General features: G+C 33.9%; 31 protein-coding genes. 14 read left to right on the top strand and 17 right to left on the bottom strand.

All coding sequences use genetic code 11. The annotated features are described in order from the left end of the window. Positions 1-101: 101 nt before the first annotated feature. The 7 genes from map to EIG86_RS11935 are packed head-to-tail and all read right to left on the bottom strand — an operon-like array spanning position 102 to position 5,236. Positions 102-923, bottom strand: coding sequence for a type I methionyl aminopeptidase (map, locus tag EIG86_RS11965; RefSeq protein WP_127846416.1), 822 nt, complete (start codon positions 921-923; stop codon positions 102-104). Positions 924-927: 4 nt separating this feature from the next. After that, on the bottom strand, positions 928-1,350 hold the full coding sequence (locus EIG86_RS11960) for a BT0820 family HAD-type phosphatase (RefSeq protein ID WP_127846415.1): 423 nt from the start codon (positions 1,348-1,350) through the stop codon (positions 928-930). Between the two features lie 12 nt (positions 1,351-1,362). After that, on the bottom strand, positions 1,363-1,935 hold the full coding sequence (locus tag EIG86_RS11955; protein ID WP_127846414.1) for a thioredoxin family protein: 573 nt from the start codon (positions 1,933-1,935) through the stop codon (positions 1,363-1,365). Then, positions 1,932-3,452, bottom strand: a complete 1,521-nt coding sequence (gpmI, locus tag EIG86_RS11950; RefSeq protein ID WP_127846413.1) for a 2,3-bisphosphoglycerate-independent phosphoglycerate mutase — start codon at positions 3,450-3,452, stop codon at positions 1,932-1,934. Before gpmI ends, EIG86_RS11955 begins: the two co-directional genes overlap by 4 nt. A gap of 52 nt (positions 3,453-3,504) precedes the next feature. After that, positions 3,505-4,245, bottom strand: coding sequence for a M15 family metallopeptidase (locus tag EIG86_RS11945; RefSeq protein ID WP_127846412.1), 741 nt, complete (start codon positions 4,243-4,245; stop codon positions 3,505-3,507). Continuing rightward, the gene (locus EIG86_RS11940; RefSeq protein WP_240032219.1) at positions 4,245-4,682 is read right to left on the bottom strand and encodes a GNAT family N-acetyltransferase; all 438 of its coding nucleotides are present in this window, start codon (positions 4,680-4,682) and stop codon (positions 4,245-4,247) included. Before EIG86_RS11940 ends, EIG86_RS11945 begins: the two co-directional genes overlap by 1 nt. 5 nt (positions 4,683-4,687) lie before the next feature. After that, positions 4,688-5,236, bottom strand: coding sequence for a ClpP family protease (locus tag EIG86_RS11935; RefSeq protein ID WP_127846410.1), 549 nt, complete (start codon positions 5,234-5,236; stop codon positions 4,688-4,690). A 123-nt stretch (positions 5,237-5,359) separates the two neighbouring features. Here EIG86_RS11935 and EIG86_RS11930 point away from each other — a divergent pair, with 123 nt between their 5' ends. The 5 genes from EIG86_RS11930 (at position 5,360) to EIG86_RS11910 (ending at position 9,372) form a co-directional block, all read left to right on the top strand. Continuing rightward, a complete protein-coding gene (locus tag EIG86_RS11930; RefSeq protein WP_127846409.1) occupies positions 5,360-5,788 on the top strand; it encodes a hypothetical protein in 429 nt (142 codons plus the stop codon). A gap of 68 nt (positions 5,789-5,856) precedes the next feature. Continuing rightward, positions 5,857-6,303 (top strand): DsrE family protein, encoded by a 447-nt coding sequence (locus tag EIG86_RS11925; protein ID WP_127846408.1) that lies wholly within the window; start codon positions 5,857-5,859, stop codon positions 6,301-6,303. 11 nt (positions 6,304-6,314) lie between these two features. Further along, on the top strand, positions 6,315-7,949 hold the full coding sequence (locus tag EIG86_RS11920; RefSeq protein WP_127846407.1) for a bifunctional metallophosphatase/5'-nucleotidase: 1,635 nt from the start codon (positions 6,315-6,317) through the stop codon (positions 7,947-7,949). A gap of 20 nt (positions 7,950-7,969) precedes the next feature. Further along, the gene (locus tag EIG86_RS11915) at positions 7,970-8,398 is read left to right on the top strand and encodes a DsrE family protein (protein ID WP_127846406.1); all 429 of its coding nucleotides are present in this window, start codon (positions 7,970-7,972) and stop codon (positions 8,396-8,398) included. Beyond that, entirely contained in the window at positions 8,398-9,372 is a 975-nt protein-coding gene (locus EIG86_RS11910; RefSeq protein WP_127846405.1) for a YeiH family protein, read from the top strand. The genes EIG86_RS11915 and EIG86_RS11910 overlap by 1 nt, the downstream gene beginning before the upstream one ends. 57 nt (positions 9,373-9,429) lie before the next feature. On the opposite strand, the gene EIG86_RS11905 is transcribed toward EIG86_RS11910, so the two are convergent. Genes EIG86_RS11905 through msrB (EIG86_RS11895) form a run of 3 tightly spaced genes read right to left on the bottom strand, consistent with a single transcriptional unit; the run spans position 9,430 to position 10,837 of the window. Further along, on the bottom strand, positions 9,430-9,960 hold the full coding sequence (locus EIG86_RS11905) for a hypothetical protein (protein ID WP_127846404.1): 531 nt from the start codon (positions 9,958-9,960) through the stop codon (positions 9,430-9,432). After that, entirely contained in the window at positions 9,947-10,354 is a 408-nt protein-coding gene (msrB, locus tag EIG86_RS11900) for a peptide-methionine (R)-S-oxide reductase MsrB (RefSeq protein WP_127846403.1), read from the bottom strand. The genes EIG86_RS11905 and msrB (EIG86_RS11900) overlap by 14 nt, the downstream gene beginning before the upstream one ends. A gap of 6 nt (positions 10,355-10,360) precedes the next feature. Beyond that, positions 10,361-10,837, bottom strand: coding sequence for a peptide-methionine (R)-S-oxide reductase MsrB (gene msrB / locus EIG86_RS11895; RefSeq protein ID WP_127846402.1), 477 nt, complete (start codon positions 10,835-10,837; stop codon positions 10,361-10,363). Between the two features lie 123 nt (positions 10,838-10,960). On the opposite strand from msrB (EIG86_RS11895), the gene EIG86_RS11890 reads away from it, so the two are divergent. Genes EIG86_RS11890 through EIG86_RS11875 form a run of 4 tightly spaced genes read left to right on the top strand, consistent with a single transcriptional unit; the run spans position 10,961 to position 14,936 of the window. Further along, positions 10,961-11,782, top strand: a complete 822-nt coding sequence (locus EIG86_RS11890; RefSeq protein ID WP_127846401.1) for a M48 family metallopeptidase — start codon at positions 10,961-10,963, stop codon at positions 11,780-11,782. Positions 11,783-11,794: 12 nt separating this feature from the next. Further along, positions 11,795-13,114 (top strand): MFS transporter, encoded by a 1,320-nt coding sequence (locus EIG86_RS11885; RefSeq protein WP_192901735.1) that lies wholly within the window; start codon positions 11,795-11,797, stop codon positions 13,112-13,114. An 11-nt stretch (positions 13,115-13,125) separates the two neighbouring features. After that, on the top strand, positions 13,126-14,055 hold the full coding sequence (locus tag EIG86_RS11880; RefSeq protein ID WP_127846400.1) for a phosphatase domain-containing protein: 930 nt from the start codon (positions 13,126-13,128) through the stop codon (positions 14,053-14,055). 2 nt (positions 14,056-14,057) lie between these two features. Further along, positions 14,058-14,936, top strand: coding sequence for a diacylglycerol/lipid kinase family protein (locus tag EIG86_RS11875; protein ID WP_127846399.1), 879 nt, complete (start codon positions 14,058-14,060; stop codon positions 14,934-14,936). A gap of 64 nt (positions 14,937-15,000) precedes the next feature. Here EIG86_RS11875 and EIG86_RS11870 read toward each other — a convergent pair whose 3' ends face one another. The 4 genes from EIG86_RS11870 to EIG86_RS11855 are packed head-to-tail and all read right to left on the bottom strand — an operon-like array spanning position 15,001 to position 19,416. After that, complete coding sequence (locus EIG86_RS11870; protein ID WP_127846398.1) at positions 15,001-17,325, bottom strand: M1 family metallopeptidase; 2,325 nt, start codon at positions 17,323-17,325, stop codon at positions 15,001-15,003. Between the two features lie 52 nt (positions 17,326-17,377). Then, entirely contained in the window at positions 17,378-17,872 is a 495-nt protein-coding gene (locus tag EIG86_RS11865) for a DUF6702 family protein (RefSeq protein ID WP_127846397.1), read from the bottom strand. Beyond that, positions 17,869-18,621: a hypothetical protein gene (locus tag EIG86_RS11860; RefSeq protein ID WP_127846396.1), complete on the bottom strand. Its 753-nt coding sequence runs from the start codon at positions 18,619-18,621 to the stop codon at positions 17,869-17,871. Before EIG86_RS11860 ends, EIG86_RS11865 begins: the two co-directional genes overlap by 4 nt. Before the next feature lie 9 nt (positions 18,622-18,630). Further along, positions 18,631-19,416 carry a carboxypeptidase-like regulatory domain-containing protein gene (locus EIG86_RS11855; protein WP_127846395.1) on the bottom strand — a complete coding sequence of 262 codons (786 nt, stop codon included), beginning with the start codon at positions 19,414-19,416 and terminating at the stop codon, positions 18,631-18,633. Between the two features lie 108 nt (positions 19,417-19,524). Between EIG86_RS11855 and pepE the strand changes: the two genes are divergently transcribed. From pepE to EIG86_RS11835, 4 genes are read left to right on the top strand one after another with little or no spacing between them, the layout of a single operon-like run. Next, positions 19,525-20,226 carry a dipeptidase PepE gene (gene pepE, locus EIG86_RS11850; RefSeq protein WP_127846394.1) on the top strand — a complete coding sequence of 234 codons (702 nt, stop codon included), beginning with the start codon at positions 19,525-19,527 and terminating at the stop codon, positions 20,224-20,226. After that, the gene (locus EIG86_RS11845; RefSeq protein WP_127846393.1) at positions 20,227-21,141 is read left to right on the top strand and encodes a glutaminase; all 915 of its coding nucleotides are present in this window, start codon (positions 20,227-20,229) and stop codon (positions 21,139-21,141) included. Positions 21,142-21,192: 51 nt separating this feature from the next. After that, positions 21,193-21,495 (top strand): Sec-independent protein translocase subunit TatA/TatB, encoded by a 303-nt coding sequence (locus EIG86_RS11840; RefSeq protein ID WP_127846392.1) that lies wholly within the window; start codon positions 21,193-21,195, stop codon positions 21,493-21,495. Further along, a complete protein-coding gene (locus tag EIG86_RS11835) occupies positions 21,495-22,061 on the top strand; it encodes a phosphatase PAP2 family protein (RefSeq protein ID WP_127846391.1) in 567 nt (188 codons plus the stop codon). Before EIG86_RS11840 ends, EIG86_RS11835 begins: the two co-directional genes overlap by 1 nt. Here EIG86_RS11835 and EIG86_RS11830 read toward each other — a convergent pair. From EIG86_RS11830 to ribD, 3 genes are read right to left on the bottom strand one after another with little or no spacing between them, the layout of a single operon-like run. Beyond that, positions 22,045-22,920, bottom strand: coding sequence for an EamA family transporter (locus EIG86_RS11830; protein ID WP_127846390.1), 876 nt, complete (start codon positions 22,918-22,920; stop codon positions 22,045-22,047). The two genes, EIG86_RS11835 and EIG86_RS11830, sit on opposite strands and share 17 nt — an antisense overlap. After that, positions 22,917-23,525, bottom strand: a complete 609-nt coding sequence (locus EIG86_RS11825; RefSeq protein WP_127846389.1) for an HAD family hydrolase — start codon at positions 23,523-23,525, stop codon at positions 22,917-22,919. The genes EIG86_RS11830 and EIG86_RS11825 overlap by 4 nt, the downstream gene beginning before the upstream one ends. Beyond that, complete coding sequence (gene ribD / locus EIG86_RS11820) at positions 23,518-24,561, bottom strand: bifunctional diaminohydroxyphosphoribosylaminopyrimidine deaminase/5-amino-6-(5-phosphoribosylamino)uracil reductase RibD (protein ID WP_127846388.1); 1,044 nt, start codon at positions 24,559-24,561, stop codon at positions 23,518-23,520. The genes EIG86_RS11825 and ribD overlap by 8 nt, the downstream gene beginning before the upstream one ends. Positions 24,562-24,802: 241 nt before the next feature. On the opposite strand from ribD, the gene EIG86_RS11815 reads away from it, so the two are divergent. Continuing rightward, entirely contained in the window at positions 24,803-25,288 is a 486-nt protein-coding gene (locus tag EIG86_RS11815; protein ID WP_127846387.1) for a GNAT family N-acetyltransferase, read from the top strand. Positions 25,289-25,293: the final 5 nt, after the last annotated feature.

Raw genomic sequence — 25,293 nt, 5'->3', positions numbered from 1 at the left:
TTCATCTTGTTTAAAAAAACAAGTTAAATATTAAACAACTTGGTTAAAACTTTGCTAATATAAATTTTAGGTATCCGGTTTTGAACTTTTTGAGCTTGGTTTTATTTCAAATTTGCTAAATCCAATCGGAATGGATTTTCTTCTTCAGTTTCGATTCCTAAAGCTTCATAAACATAATCGAAGGTAGAAAGTAATCTAGGTTCACCGTTTACGATTGCGACGTCATGTTCGAAATGAACACTTGGTTGCCCATCCGAAGTCAAAATAGTCCAACCGTCTGGCAGTTGCTTTATACGCTTGGTTCCCATATTTATCATAGGTTCTATGGCAACAGTCATTCCTTCTACGAACTTCTTTCCACGACCGCGTTTACCATAATTAGGCATTTCTGGATCTTCGTGCATTGTTTTTCCTAAACCGTGACCAACTAATTCTCTGACTACGCCATAACCGTGTTTTTCGGTGTGTTTTTGAATTGCATAACCAACATCACCAACACGATTGCCTAATTTGAATTGTGCAATACCTTTATATAATGATTCTTTGGTAACTTTTATAAGTTTTTTTACTTCCTCTGTGACCTCACCGACTTCAAAGGTGTAAGCATGATCGCCATAAAATCCATTTTTTACCGCACCACAATCAATAGAAATAATATCTCCATTTTCTAGAGCTTTTCGGTTTGGAATACCGTGAACTACCTGAGAATTTGGACTCATACATAAAGTATTAGGAAAGTCGTATAATCCTAAAAAACCTGGGACAGCTCCGTGGTCACGTATGAATTCTTCAGCAAGTTTGTCTAGTTCCAAAGTGGTAACACCTGGTTTGACTTCCTTAGCTAAAATTCCTAAAGTTTTAGATACAATTTGTGCACTTTCATGCATCAATGCAATTTCTTCAGGTGACTTTGTAATGATCATTAATTTACTTTTTAAAAATTGATTTAAAAAATCCTCTATTTTTTTCTTCTTTAAATTTACTGTATTCGCTATCCTCACCGATTAATTCTCTATAAATATTTCCCCAACCATGAAAACCTCCTATATTTCTATCATCTATAAAAACATCGGCGTTGATTTTTCTACTTATGTTATCGGAAGTTTCTTCTTCGGGATAACTTTTGTTGATAGCATAAAATGAAATGCCTTTGTCTTCGCAAAACTTTACGGCTTCGTCTAATTTTTCGCCACTTCTATAGGTCCATAAAATTAATGTGAAACCTTCATCTTGAAGCTTCCTGAGTGTTTCAAAAGCAAACAGCATTGGTTTGCCAATATCTGGGAATTTATCTTCCACAATTGTACCATCAAAATCTATCGCTAGTGTTGGTTGTCTAGATGAAATCATAATTAAATTTATTTAGAAATCTTCATAACTGTGTTTATAATCTTGTCCTGAAACAATTTTTAAAACATCACTTTCTAAATTTTCTTGTGCAAACTCTACAAAACGATTAATTTCTTTTCCATCTTTATAAAAAATGATTGTAGGAACGTGATTCACATTAAGTATTTCTCTTTTTTCTTCAGACACTTCTGGAACAACTTTGTCACGATTGACACCGACAATCTTAAGTTTTTCAATGTCAAAATTAGATTCATTTAGAATTTTAATCATTCTAGGGAACTCGCGTCTACTATCTGGACACCAAGTTCCAAGATAAATTTCAATATTGAAATTATTGTTTTTAAGATGTTCTTTAATTTCAGTTAAAACTTTTTCATCAGGTTTGTAAGTTTTGTAATTAGATTCAAACCATTTTTTATTTTTTGTTGCTTTCAATTCCTCTAATGTGAATTCGCCTAGCATTAATTCATATCTCTGAGAAGTAATATCTTCAATAGTTTCGCTTTCTATTTTAAGATTATTAAAACTTGAAAGACCGACAATTGCAACAAGGCTGAAGACTAATATTTTCAATATATTTTTCATTGTAAAAGTGAGTTTTGAGTCATTAAATCTGGCTTCTCGATGTCCATTAAATCTAAAATCGTTGGTGCAATATCACCTAAAATTCCATCTTTTATACTTTTTACATCTTTGTCGACCAAAATGAAAGGTACTGGATTTGTAGTATGTGCGGTGTTTGGCGAGCCGTCTGGATTGATCATCATTTCACTATTTCCGTGATCGGCGATAACAATGACAGCATAATCTTGATTTTCTGCTTCAGTGACAACGTCTTTTAGACATTCATCCACAGTTTCACAAGCTTTTACTGCGGCATCAAAATCTCCGGTATGACCTACCATATCAGGATTTGCAAAATTTAAACAGATAAAGTCCCCATTTTGTTCAGAAATTTCTTTTACGATTTTGTCACGTAATTCGTAGGCGCTCATTTCTGGTTGCAAATCGTATGTTGCAACTTTTGGTGAATTTACCATGATTCTTTTTTCGTCTCGAAAAGGTTCTTCTCTACCGCCAGAAAAGAAAAAAGTGACATGCGGATATTTTTCAGTCTCAGCGGCTCGTATTTGAGATTTGCCGGTGTATTCCAAAACTTCGCCCAGTGTAGCTTTTATATTGTCTTTTTTGAAAACAACATTAATATTTTTGAAAGTATCATCATATTTTGTCATTGTAACAAAATATAAAGGTAAACTCTTCATATCGTTCATTGGGAAGTCTTTCTGACTTAAAGCTTGAGTCAATTGGCGACCTCTGTCTGTTCTAAAGTTGAAGAAAATAACTAAATCACCTTCTTCAATTTTTGCGACAGGTTTGTCATTTTCAGTAATGCAAATCGGCTTGATGAATTCATCTGAAACGCCTTCATCATAACTTTTTTGTAAAATTTCAGATGGATTTTCAGTATAAGCTTCAGCTTCGCCTTTGACTAATAAATCATAAGCTTTTTCTACACGTTCCCAGCGTTTATCACGATCCATGGCGTAATATCTGCCAATAATACTTGCCAATTTAGTGTTTGTTTTATTGAAGTTTTCTTTTAAATCTTCAATAAAACCTTTTCCAGAATGCGGGTCAACGTCTCTGCCATCTGTAAACGCATGCACATATTTTTTAGAAATACCATAATCTTCGGCCGCTTTGGTAAGGCCTTTTAAATGGTTGATATGCGAATGCACCCCACCGTCACTAACCAGACCTAAAAAGTGAACAGCTTTATTATTATTTTTGGCATAATCAAAGGCTTGTTCTAAAACAGGCTCATTTTTTAAAGTATTTTTTTCCACAGCCATATTGATTTTTACCAAATCTTGGTAAACAATTCTGCCAGCTCCCAAATTCATGTGTCCTACTTCAGAATTTCCCATTTGACCTTCTGGAAGTCCAACATTCATTCCGTCAGTACGCAGAGTGGCGTGTGGATATTTTTTGTATAAACTATCTACAAATGGCGTGTTGGCTTTATCTACCGCTGAAACTTCCTTGGATGGAGAAATTCCCCAACCGTCTAATATTGTAAGTATGACTTTTTTTCCCATTGCAGATTATTTTTTGCTAAAATATGAATTATTCATAGATAATTTCAAGTCTTTAAGATGGCATTAAGCTTGGATTGATCCCTAAGCTATATTTTTCAAAATAATTATTCATGAATTCTGAATCTAAAACTAATTTGCCTTCAAAATTCAATTTTTCCCAAGATTTTCGATAATTTTCTGATTGCTGAATGTTTAAAAAAGTCAAGGATTTTGGTTTGTATGAATAATGCCATGGCTCGTATTGAAAACCACTTCTATCGAAATTGTCCGTGTAAACCAGGTGAAACCCAAATCTTTCAGAATTTTTGTCCAACCAGGTTTTTAGCTTGCAAAACGCACCGTTTCCATGATAATTTTCTGCTAAAAGCAAATCTCCTTTAGGTCGAGTAACAGCGCCATCGATTAAGTCGATGTCGGTTCCCCAATGGTGACGTGAAGTTCCGGGAATAGAGGAGAAGGCGATAATTTTTTGAACCGCGCCTTCAGCAGAAAGTTCTTTAGTGTAATTCTTGAATTTTCGTTCCCAAATCGCTTTTTGTCTGGCAAAACTACGGTAACCTGAGACTATTCTTAAATCAATGCCTTCTTGTTTGGCTTCAGATTTCATCTGCTGAAATGCAGAAAGTGTGTCCATTTCCAATGGAATTTCAGATTTGGACAAATGCTTATCATCAATACCTAATACTTGATTGACCTTAATTTCATTTTGAAAAAAACCTCCATAAAACGACCAAGGTAAACTAGAAAAAACTGCTGCTTGACTTGATTTCAACAAAAAATCTCTACGTTTCATTATACAAGTTTTGACATTCTAAAATGTGGTCCGACTTCTGGAATTAAAAATTCTTCGGAAATGATTTCGTAACCAGATTTCTTATAAAATGAAACAGCTGAACTTCGCGCGTTGCACCAAATCCATGAAGGTTGAGTTTCTTTTATTTTAGATTCAGCAAAAACTAGAAGTTTTTTGCCTATGTTTTGTTTCCTAAATTCAGAACTTACTGCCATGCCTCGTAATTGGAATTGTTTTGAACTTTCAATTTCAATACAATTTTTTTTGAAAATACTTAAGATACCTATTATTTCTGAATCAAAAAAAGCACCAAAATGCATGGTGCTTTTTAAATAATCGCCTTCAAAAATACATTCTTCAGCGTTTTTTCCTGGTCTTAAAATTTTATTTCTAAGTGGGATGCAGTCTTCTGCAGAAATATGATTGAAGTGAAGCAAAATATTTATTCTAAAATACCGTCAGCAATTCCGTATTCAACAGATTCTTTGGCATCCATCCAATAATCTCTGTTGAAATCTTTCATCACTTTTTCAAAATCTTGGCCACAATTATCTGCTAAAATTTGAGCACTTAATTCTTTGGTTTTCAAAATTTCTTTGGCTTGAATTTCAATATTTGAAGCTTGCCCTTTAGCACCACCGAGTGGTTGGTGAATCATAACCTTGGCATGTGGTTGAATATAACGTTTGCCTTTTGTGCCAACGGACAATAAAATAGAACCCATAGAAGCCGCCAAGCCGCTACAAATTGTAGAAACAGGACTTTTTAAACTAGAAATCGTATCGTAAATCGCAAAACCATCAGTGACATAACCGCCTGGACTATTGATGTAAAGCTGAATTTCATCTTGACTTTCCATGTCTAGATAAAGCAGTCGGTCGATAACGTGTTTTGCGCTTTTGCCGTCCACCTGACCGTTAAGGAAAATTTTACGGTTTTCTAAAAATTTCTTATCTATTAAATCTTGAACTTTTCCTGATTTATCGCTCATGTTTTTATTTTTTTAAAATGTAAAATTAAAATTTAATTTTTAATCCAAGCCGATTATTTAAAGAGTATTAACGTTGCAAACTTCATTTTGGTCATGGGATTGAAATAACAACTATTGTAACAGATGTTACTAAAGGCTTTTATTGAAATACTTATTATTGCAAAAACAATTCAGCCAAATATTTTGAAACCGATAATTGCACTTATTTTTGTATTGATTTATGTCACGCCAAGTTCTGCTATGTTGGTTTCAGACTTGACGTTGACAGAAGTTGAAGTAAAACGTAGTTGCAAAAATAAAATTGAATTTCAGAACAAAGCTGAAGCACTCGGCATGCCAGATTTGGGAATGATTTCCAATGACAAATCGTCAACTTCAGACTCAAATCAACAACACTGTATCGAAATTTGTTCAAATTCCGCTGATTTTATAGAAAATCAGGAATTTGAAATTTACAGACCAAAATTTCACTTCAGTCATACTGAATTTTACAAGGTGTTTTATAGATCACCTTTTCTTTCCGAACAGAAACAACCGCCCAAACAGTTTTAGAAATTTACTGTAAAGTATTGAATTCTAGAAATTCAAACTATTTTTTTTAAAATTCTAAAACTAAAATCATGTTATCTTATAAAATATATAAAATCAGCATTTTGATGCTGTTGTTTTTTAGTGCGAACATTCTAAATGCACAAAATTCTTTGTCTCCTGAAGTCGTTTTGGACTTGAAACAATCTGAAAAATTTGTCATGGGTGTCAGCACAGAAAAACACTTCAGATTTGCTTTTGGCACTTTTCAGGAAATGAAATCTAATGACTTAGCCGATAAAAATTTCGAAATTGTAGTCTGGGGGAAAATTGTCCAAAAATTAATCAAAGATGGAGATTTAGCTGAATTTGTGAAAAATCAAAACTCTTCTAACATGAAAGTTAGCGTTTGTGAAGTTGCCATGAAAAAACTAGGCGTTTCCAAAACAAACCTAATCGACGATTTTGAAACTGTTCCCAACGCTTTTATTCGAATTTATCAGTTACAAGCGCAAGGTCATAATGTATTCATTCCTTAAAAAATAAAACAATGTTGAAACAAATTATAGTTCTCATTTTTGTAGGATTGACAGTTCTATCCTGCAAAAATGCAAATGAAAATTCAAAAGAAAAGAAAAATAGCGACACCCAAAAAATCACCATTTTGCAGACTGCCGACATTCATGGTCAAGTGAATGTTCACGATGAATTTTTCTGGGAAAATAACGAAATTATTTTCAAAAGACGTGGTGGCATGGCGTCTATCAAAACGCTTTTTGATGACGTAAAATCCGAAAATCAAGATGCTACAATTGTATTGGACGGGGGCGATTTAATCCAAGGCAGTGCAGTTGCAGCTTTATCTGAAGGTCAAATTTTTCCTGACATCGTCAATAAAATGGGTTACGATTTTCTTATTCCAGGAAACTGGGAAGTGGTTTACGGAAAGTCAAAAATGCTTTCTGCTCTGCGGGCATACGAACCGCAAGTTATTGCGGCCAATATGTACGATGAAGCCAGCGAAAATCTGCTTTTTCCGCCATATTTTATCAAAGAAGTTGGTGATACAAAGTTAGGATTTATCGCTTATAACGATCCAGAAATTCCGGTAAGACAAAACCCATCTTTCAGTAAAGGGATTGATTTCAAATCCATAGAATCCAATTTGTCTGCGTTGATTTCTGAATTGAAAACAGAACAAAACGTTGATATTTTGTTTTTGGTGACGCATATTGGAATTGCCAAGCAAGTTCATTTGGCAGATCAAGACATTTTAAAAGATATCGATTATGTTTTGGGCAACGACACCCACGAACGCATCCGGAAACCTTTACAAAGAAAGTTTGCAAAAGTTACTGAACCCGGCGCTTTTGGAAGTTTTGTCGGTAGTTTGGATTTGGAAGTTAAAGACGGAAGAATAATCAATGAAACATATGATTTGATGGAAGTTGATCCAGAAAAATATCCGCCAGATCCTGAAGTTCAGAAATCTATAGATTCCGCACTTCAGCCTTATAAATCCAAAACAGATCAAATTTTAGGCTACACAAACACACCGCTTTATCGATATTTTGTGGTCGAAAATCCGATGGACAACATGATTACCGATGCAGCCAGATGGAAAATGAATACAGATATTTCGTTATCCAATGGTTTTAGATTCAGCCCGCCGTTGGTGCCGAAAGACGGAAAACCAGCCGCAATCACATACAGTTACATTTGGAATATGTTGCCTGTCAATGAAAAAGTTAAAACCGGAGAAGCTAAAGGTGAACAAATAAAAAATTGGCTGGAGCAAGAATTGCACAATGTGTTTGCAGAGGTTGGGACAGAGCGTTTCGGTGGCTGGTTAGTCCGTTTTTCTGGAATGGAACTAGAATTTAATGCTAAGGCAAAGAAAGGAAATCGAGTTGTAAATCTGACAGTAAATGGCGAACCGATGGATATGAATAAATACTATTCAATTTCAGCTTGTCGTCGTGATGGCGAGGCTTTGGATATGATTTGCAGATTGCCAAACGTGAAAAATCCCAAAGTTCATGATTTCACAATTCATGAGGTTTTGGCAGAATATCTAAAAACAAAAGATACCATTTCTCCAGTGAAAGATGGACGTGCTAAAGCTTTAGATTTAGGTGAAGACGTGCTTTCACAGTTACCCGATACAGATTATCATTTTCATTAGAAAACTAAAAAACACAAAAAATGAATTTTTTTAAACATATTATATTTGTCTTAATTCTGACATTTGGATATTCAAAATCTGCAAACGCACAGTCTGAAAACGAAGATTACAAAGTTGTTTTTCAACTGACGGACGCTTCTCCAACAAGTCAAAAAGCCTTGGTCAATCAATTGAAAAATTTAACTCGTGATTGGCCGTCTGCAAAACTCAGTGTTGTTGTACATTCGGGCGGAATTCAGTTTTTGGTTTCAGAAGGTTCAAATTATGGTGTTGAATTGGCAGAATTGGAAGCCAAAGGAGTAGAATTTAAGGCTTGCGAAAACACCCTGAATGCGAAAAATATATCGAAATCAGAATTATTTGATTTTGTAAAATTTGTTCCGATGGGCATCAAAGAAATTGTTGAAAAACAAGCTGAAGGTTGGTATTATATTAAAGCAGGAATTTGATGATGAAAAAAATAGTAAAGTGGAGTCCTGGTGTATTTTTGGCACTCGGACTCACTTTCTTAGCAGAGTTTATTTCAGAATACAGCTTTTGGTTGAATACAACCAGCTTGGCGTTGATCTTTGGAATTGTGCTTGCCAATATTCCGATTTCACTAAAACCAATTCAAAGTGGCATGGCTTTTTCTGAAAAAAACATTTTGGAAACTGCTATTGTTTTGATTGGGTTTGGACTGAATTTTTCCGTGTTGGGAGAAATAAATTCAGATTTCTGGTGGTTTATCCTTTTCAGCGTTTTGGCAGTTATTGCTTTGGCTTTATTTTTTGGTAAAATTTTCAAACTTGACCCAAAGCTAAATCTTTTGCTCGGCGCCGGCAGTGCTATCTGTGGTTCCGCAGCAATTGGCGCAATTTCACCAATATTGAAATCTAAAGAATCCGAAACTGGCATGGCTATCGGAATTATCAATTTGCTGAGCACCATCGGTTTGTTTCTTCTACCAATAGTTGCTGTGTATTTGCATTTTAGTCAAGATGAAACCAGTTTTTTTATTGGTGGCGTTTTACAATCAATGGGACATGTCGTTGGTGCGGGGTTTTCGGTGAATGAAGAGGTAGGCGTTTTGGCTACCGTGATCAAAATGGGACGCGTATTGTTACTTATTCCGCTTTTGTTGATTGTTTATGTGACTTTCAGTAGTAAAAATCAAGCTCAAAATCAAAACGTTGGTTTTCCATTCTTCATCATATTTTTTCTAGTAGCCATCGGTTTTAGTCAGTTTTCTTTCATTTCAGAAGCGATGACATCAGAAGTGTCAAGTTTTGGAAATTTTCTTCTGAATGTTGCCATGGTTGGTATTGGCTATAAAATCAAACTAAAATCTTTGTTTCAAATTGCTGGTAAATCATTGATTCTTGGTGTATTGCTGTTTTTGTTTCAAATCTTACTTTTTATTAGCTATATTAACTATTTTTAAATGCAAAAGACCTGAAATTTCTCTCAGGTCTTTTATTTATTTCTGAAATGAGGATTTTTAATTCAATTTCTCTATTTCATTATTATTCGTGGCTTGCATTACAGATTCTAGATTATTGAGATTCACATTTGGGTTATTTTCAGCAAAATCCGCTGGCAAAATAGCAATTCTAAAGATTTGGTTGAAAATGAACGCATCTGGTAAAGTATCTAAATTGGTATTTCCATTTAAAAAGATCTTTACATCAAAAAATGTATGATTAAAATTATAGACCACTTGGCTGCCATCATTAAAGAAAAAACTTTGTGGAAGTGGCGTCCAAACGTCAACTGGTCCAGATGAATCACTGATTTGTTCCTCCAATAGATAAACCATTACGACATCGCTTTCAAAAACTTCTACATCTAACGGAAATTCATAATTGGTCGCATAGTTGTTTTGAGGAAGCAAATCAGCTTCAATTTCATAAATATTGCCAATAATGGCTTCTCCACTTCCTGGAGGTCCTGGAGGTCCAGCAGGACCGCGATCGCCTTCACAAGAAATAAGAAATAAAATTCCTAAAAGTATTGTGCTAATTTTTTTCATCGTTTTTGCTTTTATGATTAATACTGATTGAATTCACGCAATAGCGTTTTCCGGTATCTGTAGGACCGTCATCGAAAATATGACCAATATGTCCGCCACAGTTGGAACATAGAATTTCTATGCGTTGCATACCCAAACTCACGTCTTTTTTATACTCGATTGCGCCTTCAACAGAACTGTCGAAACTAGGCCAACCACAGTTGCTTTCAAATTTTGATTCACTGTCAAATAGCAATGCATCGCAAGCTTTGCAGTGGTATTTTCCATCTTCGAAATGGGTGTTGTATTTGCCAGAGAATGGTGGTTCCGTTCCTTTTTCTCTTAAAATTCTAAAAGCTTCATCAGAAAGCTCTTCTCGCCATTCAGCTTCGGTTTTGTCAATTGCTTTTTTCATAATATTTTATTGTTTTTCAGGGATAAAATCTAAGGCCACACCATTTATGCAGTGTCTTTTGCCTGTGGTTTCTTCTGGGCCGTCATTGAAAATGTGTCCTAAATGACCGCCGCAATCTCCACAGAGTGCTTCGGATCTTTCATATCCAAGTTTTTTATCAGAACTTAAGGCTAAACTACCATCAATTGCTCTGTCAAAACTTGGCCAGCCAGTGCCACTTTTGAATTTGTGTTTGGTTCTGTACAATTCATTTCCACAAGCTGCGCAAACAAATGTACCAGGCTCAGAAATGTCGTTCAGTGGACTTGAAAATGGTCTTTCGGTACCTGCTTTTCTCAAAACTTCAAATTCTTTTGAAGTGAGTTCAGCTTTCCATTCCTCTTCTGTTTTTTGAATTTTAAAATCTGAATTTTCATCCTGTTGTGCTTCAGATTTACAAGAAATCAAACTTAAAAAGACAATCGTAATAATAAGATTTTTCATTTTTTTATTTTAAAAATAAACTAATTCTAACGATGTTTATTCAAATTTCACATTTCAATGGGATTTTAAAATCAATTTTATGATTAGATTTGATTTTGTGAATAACCCTGAAAAATATTTTAAATGAGTAAGTTCAAATTTTATACCAGTTTTGTTTTGGTATTTTTTTTAATGAATTGTGGAACAAATCCTTTCACGGGGAAAAGTACATTAGCTTTGGTGCCCAATTCACAAATATTACCAATGTCTTTCGAGCAGTATAATAAAGTTTTGGAAGAAGCAAAAGTTGTGAATGGTACTGATGACGCGATAATGATAAAACGTGTCGGTCAAAAAATCGCTAATGCTTCTGAACGTTATCTGCAAGAAAATGGATATCCAAATTATACAGACAATTATAAATGGGAGTTTAACCTTATTGAAGACGATCAGGTTAATGCCTGGGCAATGCCAGGTGGGAAAATTGCATTTTACACAGGAATTTTGCCGATTGCAGAAAATGAAACTGGAGTGGCTGCCATTATGGGTCATGAAGTAGCGCACGCTTTAGCAAATCATGGTCAGCAAAGAATGAGTGCTGCACAAATTCAACAAACTGTTGGAGCGGTTGGAACAATCGCTTTGGGAAATGAAGATCAGCAAACACAAGAATTATTTGCTACGGCTTATGGTATTGGTTCACAAATTGGAGTGATGTTGCCTTTTAGTAGAAAACATGAAACGGAAGCAGACAGAATTGGGATTAAACTCATGGCAATTGCGGGTTATGATCCTGATGAAGCTTCTGAATTATGGAAGCGAATGAAAGCTAATTCTGGAGGAAATTCTCCGCCACAATTTTTGAGTACACACCCGTCCACCGATGAAAGAATTAAAAATTTGAATGAATGGGCACCTGAGGCTAAAAAAATCGCAAAAAAATATGGCGTTACAAATTTTGAATAATTGAACCTGAAAATTAGAAAACTTCCAAAAGGTCATAAAAAGCTCATCAATGCATGGGCTTTTTACGATTGGGCAAATTCGGTGTATCCACTTGTGATCACTTCTGCGGTATTCCCGATTTACTACGGTGCTCTAACCATTATTAAGAATGATGAAGGCGAAGTTCTAAACGATACGGTTAATTTCTTAGGTTTTGATTTTAATAATGATGCGCTAATTAGTTATGTAACTGCAACTGCATTTTTATTAATTTCTGTAATGAGTCCTTTTCTAAGTGGAATAGCAGATTATATGGGGAATAAGCGGGTGTTTATGAAATTTTTCAACTACCTGGGAGCTGCATCTTGTATTGGTTTATTTTGGTTTTCACTTGATTTTTTGTGGTTTGGTTTGTTGTGTTATTTTCTAGGTCTAATTGGTTTTTGGGGCAGTATTGTTTTTTATAATTCCTATTTACCAGATATTGCTTTCAAAGAACAGCAAGACCGAGCTTCGGCCAAAGGCTTTTCTCTTGGTTATATTGGCAGCGTGATTTTACTTTTGCTTTGCTTGAGTATGATTTTATTTCATGAGAGTTTTGGTTTTGAAAGTGAAGGTTTGCCAACAAGAATTTCATTTATTCTAACAGGAATTTGGTGGATTGGTTTTAGTCAATATACCTACCTGTATTTACCAAGAGGCACTAGAAAAGGGGAGATGCGAAACAAAGAATTATGGTTGAATGGTTTTAGAGAGTTGAAGAAAACTTATTTCAAAATAAAACAATCCATTCAATTGGAACGCTATTTACGTGCATTTTTTGTTTATAGTATGGCAGTTCAGACCATCATGTTAATCGCTACTTATTTTGGCGTAGGCGAAATTCAGTGGCCAAAAGGTGAATCTACGACAGGCTTGATTGTGAGTATTCTTTTGATTCAAATTATAGCCATTTTTGGCGCTAATTTAGCATCGAGATTAGCCACGAAATATGGAAATATAAATTTACTAATCGGCATAAACGTGATCTGGATTTTTATTTGTGTTTATGCGTTTTTTATTACAGAACCCATTCAATTTTATATTACAGCATTTTTTGTTGGTTTGGTCATGGGAGGCATTCAGTCTTTGTCCCGTTCAACCTATTCAAAATACATCCCTGACGATACAAAAGATACGGCTTCGTACTTTAGTTTTTACGAGGTTTCGGAAAAAGTTGGAATTGTCATAGGCATGTTTATCTATGGTTTTATTGCACAAATAACTGGCAGTATTAGAAATGCAATTATTTTTCTTATTTTGTTTTTTCTTGGCGGAATTTATCTTTTAAGCAAAGTAAATAAAACTCAATAATATTTTTGACTATGGCTTTTTTATGGCATCTAAGCATTATTCAACTCGACCAAAAAACTTTGGTCACAGGAACTGTTTTGAAAAATAAAACAAGTATTATTCAAAAGCCTAAATCTATTTTTGGAAATTCACTTAAGGTTTTGAAATCTTATTGGAAAAAACCTTATTCTGACCGTTCAATTTATTTGAAATCTGATGAAAAATCTTTAAGTCTGAAAACAGACTCTAAAGGCTATTTCTTTAAAGTATTTGATGCTTTTCAATCTACCAATTTTGATTTTTATGATGAAAATGGCAATATTTTAGAACCAACTCAATCCCATCCTTTTGTATTTAAAAATAAATCCGGATTGATAGAAATTATCTCTGATATTGACGACACAGTAATTCATTCTCACACTGCTTCAGCTTTAAAACGTATTTATACTATACTTTTCAAAAGGCCTAATAAGCGTAAGAAAGTACTATATATCAGTGCGCTTTTAGATTTTTTTGAAAAAAAAGATTTCAGAATTTTTTATTTGTCCAAAAGTGAAAGTAATCTTTTTGGGTTAATTACTTCCATTTTTAGATTCAATGATGTTCCAGAAGGTCCTTTGCTATTGACGCCATATTTGAAATTTAAAATGCTTTTCAAACCGAGTAAAGGTGAACACAAACTCAAATTTTTGAGGGCTTTGATTTCCAATTTGCCACAGAAAAGATTCATTTTAATCGGTGATGATACCCAAAAAGATATGGATATTTATAAACAAATTGTCAATGAATTTGAAGACAGGATTATAAAAGTTTATATAAGACAAACTGGTTTTAATGTCGACGAAATACAACAATCTAAATGGGAAAGTTTGAAAAATTCTGGTGTAGAATGTGTTTATTTTCAAGATGATTATAATATAGAAGAAGAAATTCAAAACTTAAATCAACTCATAAGCCAATAATTATGGATATCTTACTTGTAGTAAATCCTATTTCTGGTGATCAGGATAAAACTGATTTTTTGAATTTTGCTCGCTACAGGTTTGAATTGAAATCAATTAAAGCCCAAATTTTTGAAACTACAGGAAAAAACGATGTTTCTGAAATCAAAAATATTTTATCCAAACATTCACCTGAAAAAATTATTATCGTTGGTGGCGATGGCACTTTGAGTTTACTGACACCAATTCTTAAAAATTTTGATATATCGATTGGTTTTATCCCAATGGGATCTGCAAACGCTATGGCAATAGAATTTGGAATTGATGATTTTGCGGAAAATTTATTGGTGAAATATATTGATTCTGATAACTTTTTCAACACAGATTTACTTTTAATCAATGATAAATATCATTTGCTTCATATTGGTGATGTTGGCGCAAATGCTAATTTGATTTTAAAATATGAAAATGATGACAGTCGAGGACTCATAACATATGCAAAACATTTCTTTTCAGAATTCAATAATCTTTCTAATTTCAAAGCTAAGATTGAAACTGAAAACCTGAGTTCTGAGTATAGTGGAGTCATGTTGGCAATTTGTAACGGACGTAAATTTGGTACTGGTATTGCTTTGAATAATATCGGAAAACTGAATGATGGTAAATTTGAGATTGTTTTAATAAAAGCTGTAGATTTCACGGATTTGCTAAAAGCTGCCTTGTCATCATTAAGCGATGAAACTTATGATATCGATAACTTTGAGGTTATTCAAACCAATAATGCAAACATTTCCTTCGAAAAACCGATTTTGCTTCAAATAGATGGAGAAGTGGTTGAGAAAGTATCTAACTTGAAAATTAAGGTTTTAACTAAGGTTTTGAAATTTATTGAAATCGATTAGGTTGAAATAAAAAAGCCGATTAACTTATAGTCAATCGGCTTTTTTCTATTACTAATTTTTAAATTTAATCTTCGTTTTTGAATTTATCAAACTCACTTTCGGACTCTTCTCTTGGCCAAACGTTATTTGAAGTATCCACATCTGCAGTTTCTTGATTTGGATCTACTTCAATTTTTACGATTTCTTTTTCAGAAAGAATCGCCTTTTTAACCTCCTCATCATTTTTTCTCCATACTTGAACTGGATATTTTACCATTTTGGAAGTACCATCTTTATAATGATATTTTACAATTAATGGCATGACAAGTCCGCCAGGCTTGTTAAAAGTGATTTCATAAATATGATTTGGTTGCTTCATGGCATTGATTTCCATTTGTGTGAAATTATCCATCAAATATTCGTGAAGTTTTGGTGCATTTTCAAAAGGATCATCAGATTTCATAGACTCGTCGAATTCATCGCTGTCAGCACTTAGTAAATACACAGCATCATCAGTTCGTGGATCTTCTTCAGGATTATCTATACCATATCTTTTCAATAGTGCTTTTCCTTCTTCCGTTGGATTATTTGTAATAAAATAATTTGTAACATCTTCTACACCAATATCTACATAATCTGTGGTGTAAAACCAACCTCTCCAAAACCAGTCTAAATCAACTGCGGATGCATCTTCCATAGTTCTGAAAAAATCTTCTGGAGTTGGATGTTTGAACATCCATCTTTGTGCAAATTTTTTGAAAGAATAATCAAACAACTCAGGTCCCATAACGGTTTCTCTTAAAATATTTAGAGCAGTTGCAGGTTTTCCGTAAGCATTATTACCAAGTTGATATACTTGCTCAGGATTAGTCATGATTGGCGAAATGTAATCTTGATTACCTTTCATGTAATTTACAATTTTACTAGGTTCTCCTCGTCTCGACGGATATTTTTCAAAGGTTTGTTGGTTCCCTTTCAAGACTTCAGGATATTTCTTTCCAAATTCTTGTTCAGATAAATATTGCATAAAAGTATTTAGTCCTTCATCCATCCAGCCCCATTGTCTTTCATCGCTATTGACAATCATTGGGAAAAAGTTATGACCTATTTCGTGTATAATTACACTCATCATACCGTATTTAACTCGGTCTGAAATATTACCATCTTCGTCTGGGCGTCCATAATTCCAACAAATCATAGGATATTCCATCCCCTGACTTTTTGCATGAACAGAAATTGCTTTGTGATAAGGATATTCGAAAGTATACTTGCTGTAAGTTTCCAATGTACTTGCCACAGCTCTTGTTGACCAGTCTTCCCAAAGTGGATTTCCTTCTTTTGGATATAAAGAAACGGCCATCACATTTTTGTCGCCAACTTCAACTGCCATCATATCCCAAATAAATTTTCTAGACGTTGCAAATCCAAAATCTCTAACTTGTTCAGCTTCAAACTCCCAAGTTTTAGTTTTAGTGGCATTTTTCTTTTCGTTAGCTATCGCTTCTTCTTCAGTAACAATTAGCACAGGTTTATCAAAAGTTTTTTGCGCTTTTTCATAACGATCCATCATTTCTTTACTGAAGACATCTTTTCTATTTTGAAGTTTTCCTGTGGCATCTAAAATATGATCTTCAGGAACTGTAATGTTTACTTTATAATTCCCAAAAGGTAAAGACCATTCTCCGCTTCCCCAGAATTGATAATTCTGCCAGCCCTCTTTGTCATTGTAAACTGCCATTCTTGGGAAAAACTGTGCAATTACATAAGCACGATTATCGTCTTCTGGAAAATATTCGTAACCAGAACGACCGCTATTTTCAACGTGATTGTTGATAAGGTAGTTCCATTTGATTGAAAACTCAAAACTATCGCCAGAAGCTAAAGGTTCTGCCATTTCAACTCTCATCATTGTGTAATTAACCGTGTATGGAAGTGGACTGCCGTCTTTGTTGACACTTACAATATTGAAACCACCTTTAAATTCCGGTGACATGTGAGAGTTTACAAAGCTTGATGCTGGTGTTACAGGAGAAAATTCACTGCTATTTTTATCTCTCGCTGGACTATCTTCTTTTCTTATATTTTGGTCGAGTTGAACCCATAAATATTCCAAATCGTCAGGAGAATTGTTGGTGTAAGTTATGGTTTCCTCACCATAAAGCATCGTATTTTCATCATCTAGGATAATGTCCATTTCGTAGTCTGCCGTATTCTGATAATATTTATGACCAGGTGCACCAGAAGCTGTTCTGTAAACATTTGGTGTAGCAAATTCATCGTAAAGCTGCCTAAATTTGTTCTGGTTGGTGTGTCCTTGTTGTTTCTCTTCGGTATTTTCTTCTTGAGCAAAAACACTTGCAGAAACGAAAAACATCGCCATAAAAAGCGATAAGTATCTTAAATTATTCATATTTATTTAAATTTTGGATGCTAAAATAAAGTTTTTTTGAGTAATTATTAAATTAAAACTGAATCAATTTGGAACCGATTTCTTTTTCTAGGATAAAACTTTGCTTGAAATCCTTGGCTTTAAAATGAATCATATTTTTCTGTTCTTGAAATAAATCAGTAAGAATTAGATTTTCAATTTCAATACTTTTAAATTCTGGGATATTTTCTATTTCAATGAACAAATAAATCATGTCATCTTCATATTTTTTACCTAAATAATTCAATTTTTGTGTGTCCTTATCTATACTGATTTCAAACTTGTCATTGATGTATTTTTCAACATAATATTCTGTTTCGCTCTTTTCCTGACCCGGAATTAAAACTAAATCTTTGCGATACCGTTTGTTTAGAACATCTTCAAAGTCATCTATAAAAACTCTGGAAATAATCTGAAGACTCTTTTCATCTTCAATATATTCAATATCGGTTACGCTAAGGTAAAATTCGTGCGTATTAGAACTGAAAATGACAGAAAACGCAAAAATAAATGAGGATAATAATTTCATTCGTCGCTATTTTTTAGTGCAATATAATCTACAGCTTGTGTTTTGAAAGCTTCTATTAATAGAAGTTTATCATCTTTAAGAAATGTATTCATAAAATCTTGGCTTTCTGCGCAATAATAAGCGAAATCTTCGTGGTATTTAGGCTCAATTTTCAGGTCGTCTTCAAAGAATTTATAAGACATGCTTGCCAAAACTCTTTGCTGATTGTTTTTTAATTCAGCATTCTCAATGCGTTGTCTAAGTTTCTTCATTTGGCCATTGAGCGACATGATAATGTAATCTAGCGGAACGCCGCCACCGCTAGAAGTTGCAGTATACAAAGCACGTTTTTCAGGAGATAATTTTCTAGGCTTGTTAAATCCGAATTGCCTTTGGTCTAAATAATGAGTTTGAACTTGTTCTATATCTTTTCCTAAATCTCCGCTAAGGTCATATTCTGTCAAAACCACTTCATCGAGTTCATTAATTTGCATTTCCATAAAAATGGAATTCCTAGTCTCAAGATGCTTTTCGTCAACTTTCAAAGTAAAAGTTTTGTGCTGAAGTGAAGTGAATAAAATGGAATCGCCAAGTTTTGCTGGAATCTCAAAATCACCATTTTTCGAAGAAACTTGTCCCAATTCCTGGTCGATGTTTATGACATTGATTTGATAAGTTTCAATAGAGTCGGCATAAATTTTGCCGCGAACAGCATCATTTTGAGATTGCGCCCAAAATGAAATTAGACAAAAAATCAGGAAAAGTCTCACAAGCTTATATTATTGGTTTTTGAAATTTTTAGATTCTTTTATCAAAAACTCAATTAATTCTAATTCATTGCCTTCTTTGAGCATTTTTTTATCCAAACCTCTATCTTCCACATAGAAAATAAAATTATTAATTTCATCTTCTTCAATGTCAAGATGTTTTTTGAAAAATTCGTCATTATATATTTTGCGAACCATCACATCGGCATCTTCAGATAGCTTTCTTTTGTTTTTTGAAGTTTCATTGGACTGAAAGATTTCTCTAAATATATTGGCAATATTCAAACCGTTTTTGATGAATCTTTGTTCTGTTGTGATATTCTCATTTATAGTAATAGATCGCGGGTTAGGTTGCGAACCTGCATAACCTCGAACTACAGAATCAGAGTCTTCCACAGGGGATTTTATGTAATTTTCTTTTACTTTTTTGGCATCGACCTCTATATTTCCATCTAAATCATAAGGTTGAACAATCACTTCTTCTAAAGTGTTGACTTCATCCTTAATAGTGACGTCCATTTTTTTATTTTTCACAATATTTTCATCTACAATTACCGAAAAAGTTTGATATTGAACAGCTTTAAAAGTAAGTTTATCGTCAACTTTTACTGAAATCCCAAATTGTCCGTATTTATTTGTAACAGTGCCTTTTTCAGAATTTTGATTGTAAATTTCAATTCCTTTGACTTCACCGTTTGGCGGAACATTCACTTTTCCAGCAACATAGACGCGATCATCTATTTGTGCAAAACTGAATTGAAAAAGTAAAAGACATAAGCTCGTAAAAATGAATTTCATAGGGATTATTTTTATTACAATTTACAGAAATATTTGGATAACAATGAAGAAAATCCCTACTAAACTTTTGTTAAGCTTAAATAGCTTGTGTAACTTTAACGAAAAAAGATGAAAGCAATAATTGCAAGCACATCTACGGTTCATGGAAGCGGATATTTAGAATATTTATCAGAAACTTTATCTGAATTTTACAAAAATATAGATGAAGTTCTGTTCGTCCCATTTGCCCGACCTGGTGGGATTTCTCACGACGAATATACCTTGAAAGCAAAAAAGGGTTTACAAAATCATGTGAAATCTGTGATTGGTTTGCATGAATTCAAAGATAAAGTAGAATCAATTCAGTCGGCAGAAGCAATTTTTGTTGGCGGTGGCAATACGTTTTTATTGGTTCAGCAGTTACATCAATTAAATATAATGTCAGTTTTGGCTAAAGCGGTACAATCTGGAACACCATATCTGGGGACAAGTGCTGGAAGTAACATTTGTGGGCTAAACATGCAGACAACAAATGATATGCCGATTGTGTATCCGCCAAGTTTTGAAACTCTAGGTATTTTGCCATTCAATATCAATCCGCATTATCTAGATCCAAATCCGGATTCTAAACACAAAGGGGAAACTCGTGAAACACGTTTGAAGGAATTTCAGAATTTGAATAATATAAATGTAATTGGTTTGAGAGAAGGAAGTTGGCTACAAGTAAATGATGGTGTTATTCGTCTCAAAGGCAAGCCTAAAGCCAGAGTTTTTGAAATTGGACATGAAGCTTACGAAATAAATTCTGATGAAATTATTAATTTGAATTAAATGGATTATCAATCAATATTAAATATTATTCAGCGAGAATTTCAGCCTGAACCAAATCTGGGTAAAGTAGCGGCCTATATTCCTGAATTGTCTAAAGTCGACCCGATGAAATTCGGTATGTATTTGTATTGTCACGACGATTCAGCTTTTGAATTTGGCGACAGTCAGGAGAAATTTTCAATTCAAAGTATTTCTAAGGTGTTTACACTTACAATTGCTAAAGAAGTTATGGGCGACGAACTTTGGAAACGTGTTGATGTTGAACCTTCTGGAACACCATTTAATTCTTTGACGGAATTGGAGCGAGAACACGGAATTCCTAGAAATCCTTTTATCAATGCGGGTTCTATTGTTATAGCCGACAGTTTACTAAGTGTTCTGGAAGATCCCAAAAACGATCTGTTGAAATTTGTAAGGAAACTTTGCGACGACGATAATATCAATTACGACGAGTCTGTCGCTAGGAGTGAACGTAAACATGGTTATAGAAACAAAGCTTTGGTCAATTACATGAAAGCTTTAGGTAATATTAAAAATGATACAGAAGACATTTTAGATTTTTATTTTCATCAGTGTTCTATTGCCATGACTTGCGGGCAACTCGCCAGGGCGTTCATGCTTTTTGCAAATGAAGGCAAGCATTTTAGAACTGGCGAAATAGTCATCGCGCCACAAAGCGTAAAGAGAATTAACTCAATTATGCAGACTTGCGGATTTTACGATGAAGCAGGAGAATTCAGTTATCGCGTCGGTCTACCAGGAAAAAGTGGAGTAGGAGGTGGAATTGTAGCAGTTCATCCAAAGCGGTATTCTGTAGCGGTTTGGAGTCCGATGTTAAACCCTAAAGGGAATTCTGCTTTAGGTATGAAAGCTCTGGAAGAATTAACCACACTCACTGGTTTATCAATTTTTTGAAGTTGTAGAATAAATTTTATTTTATCTTTTGCTTCTTAGTATATTTGCACCATGATTACACTACCATTATTTATCAGCGGAACTGAAATTGCCTTTATTTTATTTGTATTGGTCATGGTTTTTGGTGCAGATAAAATTCCTGAAATGGCTCGATTTTTTGGGAAAACCATGAAATCTTTTCGACATGCTACCGATGAAATAAAAACTGAAATCACCAAGCAGAAGAAAGATTACAATGTTGATTTTGACATTAAAAAAGAATTTGAAGAAGAAAAGAAAAGCATTGAATCTGAAACCACTAAAGTTAAAGAAGATATAGAAGATGCTGTTGGGCCGATTAAACGTCGCTTTTAATGCAACTCAATCCTGCAAAATGGGATATAGAATTAATGATTTTCCTCAATAATTTGAGTCCAAATTCATTAGATTCATTTTGGGTTTTTGTGACACATTCCAAAAACTGGATTCCCTTTTACATTTTTCTATTGGTTTTATTTTTTATAAAGACAAGCTGGAAATCTGGTTTATTTGGAAGCTCTCTGCTACTAATCAATGTTGGTTTTATTCATTTCATCACAGAGTTGACGAAGTTCTATGTACAGCGATTACGCCCAAATTTTGCTGAAGAAATTTCAACCTCGCTCAAAATCCTTTACGAACCTCAGAATTTTAGTTTTTTCTCAGGTCACGCTTCTACATCATTCGGAGCGACAGTTTTTATATATTTATGTTTGAAATCTCGTTTCAAACATCTAGGCTGGATTTTTATCTGGCCAATTTTATTCTCGCTTAGCCGAATATTTGTCGGCGTACATTATCCTAGCGATATTATTGTTGGTGCTTTTGTGGGAACAATTCTGGCAATTATAATGTCCAAAGTCTACTTCAAGTTTCAGCCTAAATTCAATTCAAATAGGTAATTAAAATAATACTGAGAACAGCAATTAAAATTCCAAACCAATTTTTAGGAATCAACTTTTCTTTAAAAAATATAATACCTAAAATAGTTGAAAGCAATACGATGGAAACATTGTTGATGATAAAAATACTAGAATCATTTAAACTTTCAATCCGTAAGGCTTTGATGAAAAAATAAATCGAAAAATAATTGGGAATGCCAAGTGCAAAACCACCCAAAACGTCTTTCCAGCGATACCGATTTTTTTTGTTGAAGGCTTTAAAACAGTAAACGATTATTCCCGAAATACAGGCGAATAAAAACGTATTGGCAGAAAATAATGGAACATCAGCATCGGAAACATAGGTGTTTTCCAGAAATTTCAAACTGCTTTCTATAATGCCACTTCCTAGGAAAACTAATAAGGGAAATATAAAATATTTCATATCTATATCCAGTCCGTCTTTTTTTCTTACAGAAACCAAATACACGGAAAATAAAGCCATCAAAATGCCAATAATTTTCAGAATTCCTAAAGATTCATCATAATAGAAAATCACAAACACAACAGGGATGGCGACACTCATTTTGCTAGCCACAGAAACCACTGACATTCCGCCTTTTTGAGTCGTTGCAACCATTAAACTGAAAACAACAATAAACATGACTCCAAGAAATACAGAACCCAAAAACCAATCTTTGGAAACGGTGTGCAAAAGCTCATCGAAATTTGTATTTTCTTGCATTGAAACGCCCAATATGAAAGCAGTGAAATAATTAATGATTAATGCGTTCAGGGTGTTTATTTTGAATTTTCCAAACAGTTTGAAAACGATATAAATCGTACTTGAAGATAAAATACTGAGCAGAAGTACTATCAAAATAGGTCTTTTTTAATTGAAAATAAATCCGTAACATCTTCTTTGCCAGCTTGTAAATGCCAAGTATGAATTCCTAGTTTTCTTGCGGTTTTGGTGTGAATTTCTGTATCGTCTACAAAAAGTGCTTCATTTGGATTCAGATTGTTTTCACGTAAAACGAATTCAAAAATATTAGCATTTGGTTTTCTGAAATGAATTTCATGCGACAAATAAAATTTATCGAAACAAGCTCTAAATTCTTCAAAAACCGAAATATTTTCCTTCACCCAATCGATATGTAATTCGTTGGTATTGCTAAGTAAAATCAATTTATATTGCCCTGAAATTTTCAGTTCTTTTAAAAAATCCAATCTTGATTCTGGAAATTCAATTAAAATAGAATTCCAAGCTTTTGTAAATTCATTTTTGCTTAAACCTTCAAATTTTTCAACATAGAAATCGACAAATTTTTCTGAAGAAATTTCACCTTTTTCGTAAGCTTCATTATTGGCAATCATGGATTCATCAAAATCCTGAATTCCGAATTTTTGTAATTGTTTTTGAGTGGCGCTTTTATCAAGAGTCAAAAAAACATCGCCAAAGTCGAATATTATGTTTTTAATCATTATAAAAATAGTTGAGTTGGTCGTTTTCAATTTGTATTTCAGAATGCGGATTTTTATTCAAAATAGGTGCTTTTATGCCAATTTCAATAGCATTTTCGCCTGTAAATACACGGGCTTCATCCCAAAGATCTTCATTTATAAAATTTTGTAAAGTTACGCCGCCGCCTTCAATAATAACAGATTGGAGATTGTGTTGGTGCAATTTTTCAAGAATTTGTGTTGGTATCTTACTTTCAAAATCTAAGGCTTCAAATATTAAATTAGTGTCATCAATCGGCTTGAAATTTTTGCTGTGAAAAACGATCGTTTTCACAGATTGATCAAATATGTGATGAGTTTTTGGAATCTTCAAATCTTGATCAATTACCACTCGCACTGGATTTTCGCCTTTCCAAAGTCTGGTATTTAGCTGCGGATTATCTTTTATGGCTGTGTTGGTGCCAACCAAAATACTTTCTTCTTCGGCTCGCCATTTATGAACCAATTGCTTCGAATATGCATTCGAAATCCAAATAATATCGCCTACAATTTGATCGGGAGGCGCAATGAAACCATGTTTGGTTTGCGCCCATTTTAGGATGACATAAGGCCGTTTTTTCCGATGAAATGTAAAAAAACGCTTATTCAAATCTTCGCATTCGTTTTCGCAAACTCCTACGGTAACTTGTCGTCCGGCTAAAAATAATTTTTCAATCCCACGTCCAGCAACTTTTGCAAATGGATCTACTGTGCCGATGACAATTTTCGGGATTTTCTTCTCGATTATCAAGTCGCTGCATGGCGGTGTTTTTCCGAAATGACTGCAAGGTTCTAGCGTCACGTAGATAGTTGATTTTTTTAATAAATCTTGATTTTTAACCGAATTTATCGCCCGAACTTCAGCATGTTCATCCCCAGCACGGATGTGCCAACCTTCGCCAATTATTTTGCCTTTGTAAACAATAATACTTCCTACCAAAGGATTTGGGTAAGTTGTACCCAAACCGTTTTTCGCTAGTTCAATACAGCGCTTTATATAATATTCATTTGTGTTCACTCAACAAAAGTATGAAATCCACAAATTACATTTTTCATTTTGAATATGGTTTTTTAATATGATTTTGAAAGTTAACCAAATCCGTATATATGATATTGATATTTAGTTAATTAAAAGAAGTTTGAATTTTTAGGGTTGAAATTCACTTTCATAAAATTAAAAGCAAAATCAGTTTTACAATTTTTTTAGCGTAGAATCTTTGTTTTTATGTGTAATCTTGCGTTTTAATTTTAGAAAAAAAATGAGTAACATTCAAATTCGAAAAATAAAACAATCCGACAATTCAGAAGTGGCTGAAATGATCAGATATGTTTTGGTAGAGCAGGGCGCACCCAAAGTTGGCACGGCTTACGAAGATCCTATTTTGGACGAGTTGTTTGAGTATTACGATACAGATAGAGCGGCATATTTTGTGATTTTGGAAGACGGAAAAATTATGGGAAGTGCTGGAATTTCTCATTTGGAGGGTGCAGAATCAGAGATTTGCGAATTGCAAAAAATGTATTTTCACCCAAAAGTTCGTGGTCGCGGTTTAGGAGCAAAAATGATGAGTGTTTGTCTCGATTTTGCCAGAGCAAATGATTTTAAAAAATGTTACATTGAAACATTGCCAAATATGACTGCGGCTCAAAAACTTTATAAGAAAACTGGCTTTGAATATATTGAAAATCGTTTGGGAAATACAGGACATTATTCGTGTACAATTTTTATGCTAAAAAAATTGTAGAACCT

It is taken from the genome of Psychroflexus aestuariivivens (assembly GCF_004010055.1).
GTDB classification, from domain to species: Bacteria; Bacteroidota; Bacteroidia; order Flavobacteriales; family Flavobacteriaceae; genus Psychroflexus; species Psychroflexus aestuariivivens.
Note: the sequence above shows the minus strand (reverse complement) of the source record. Positions and strands in the feature narration are given on the sequence as shown.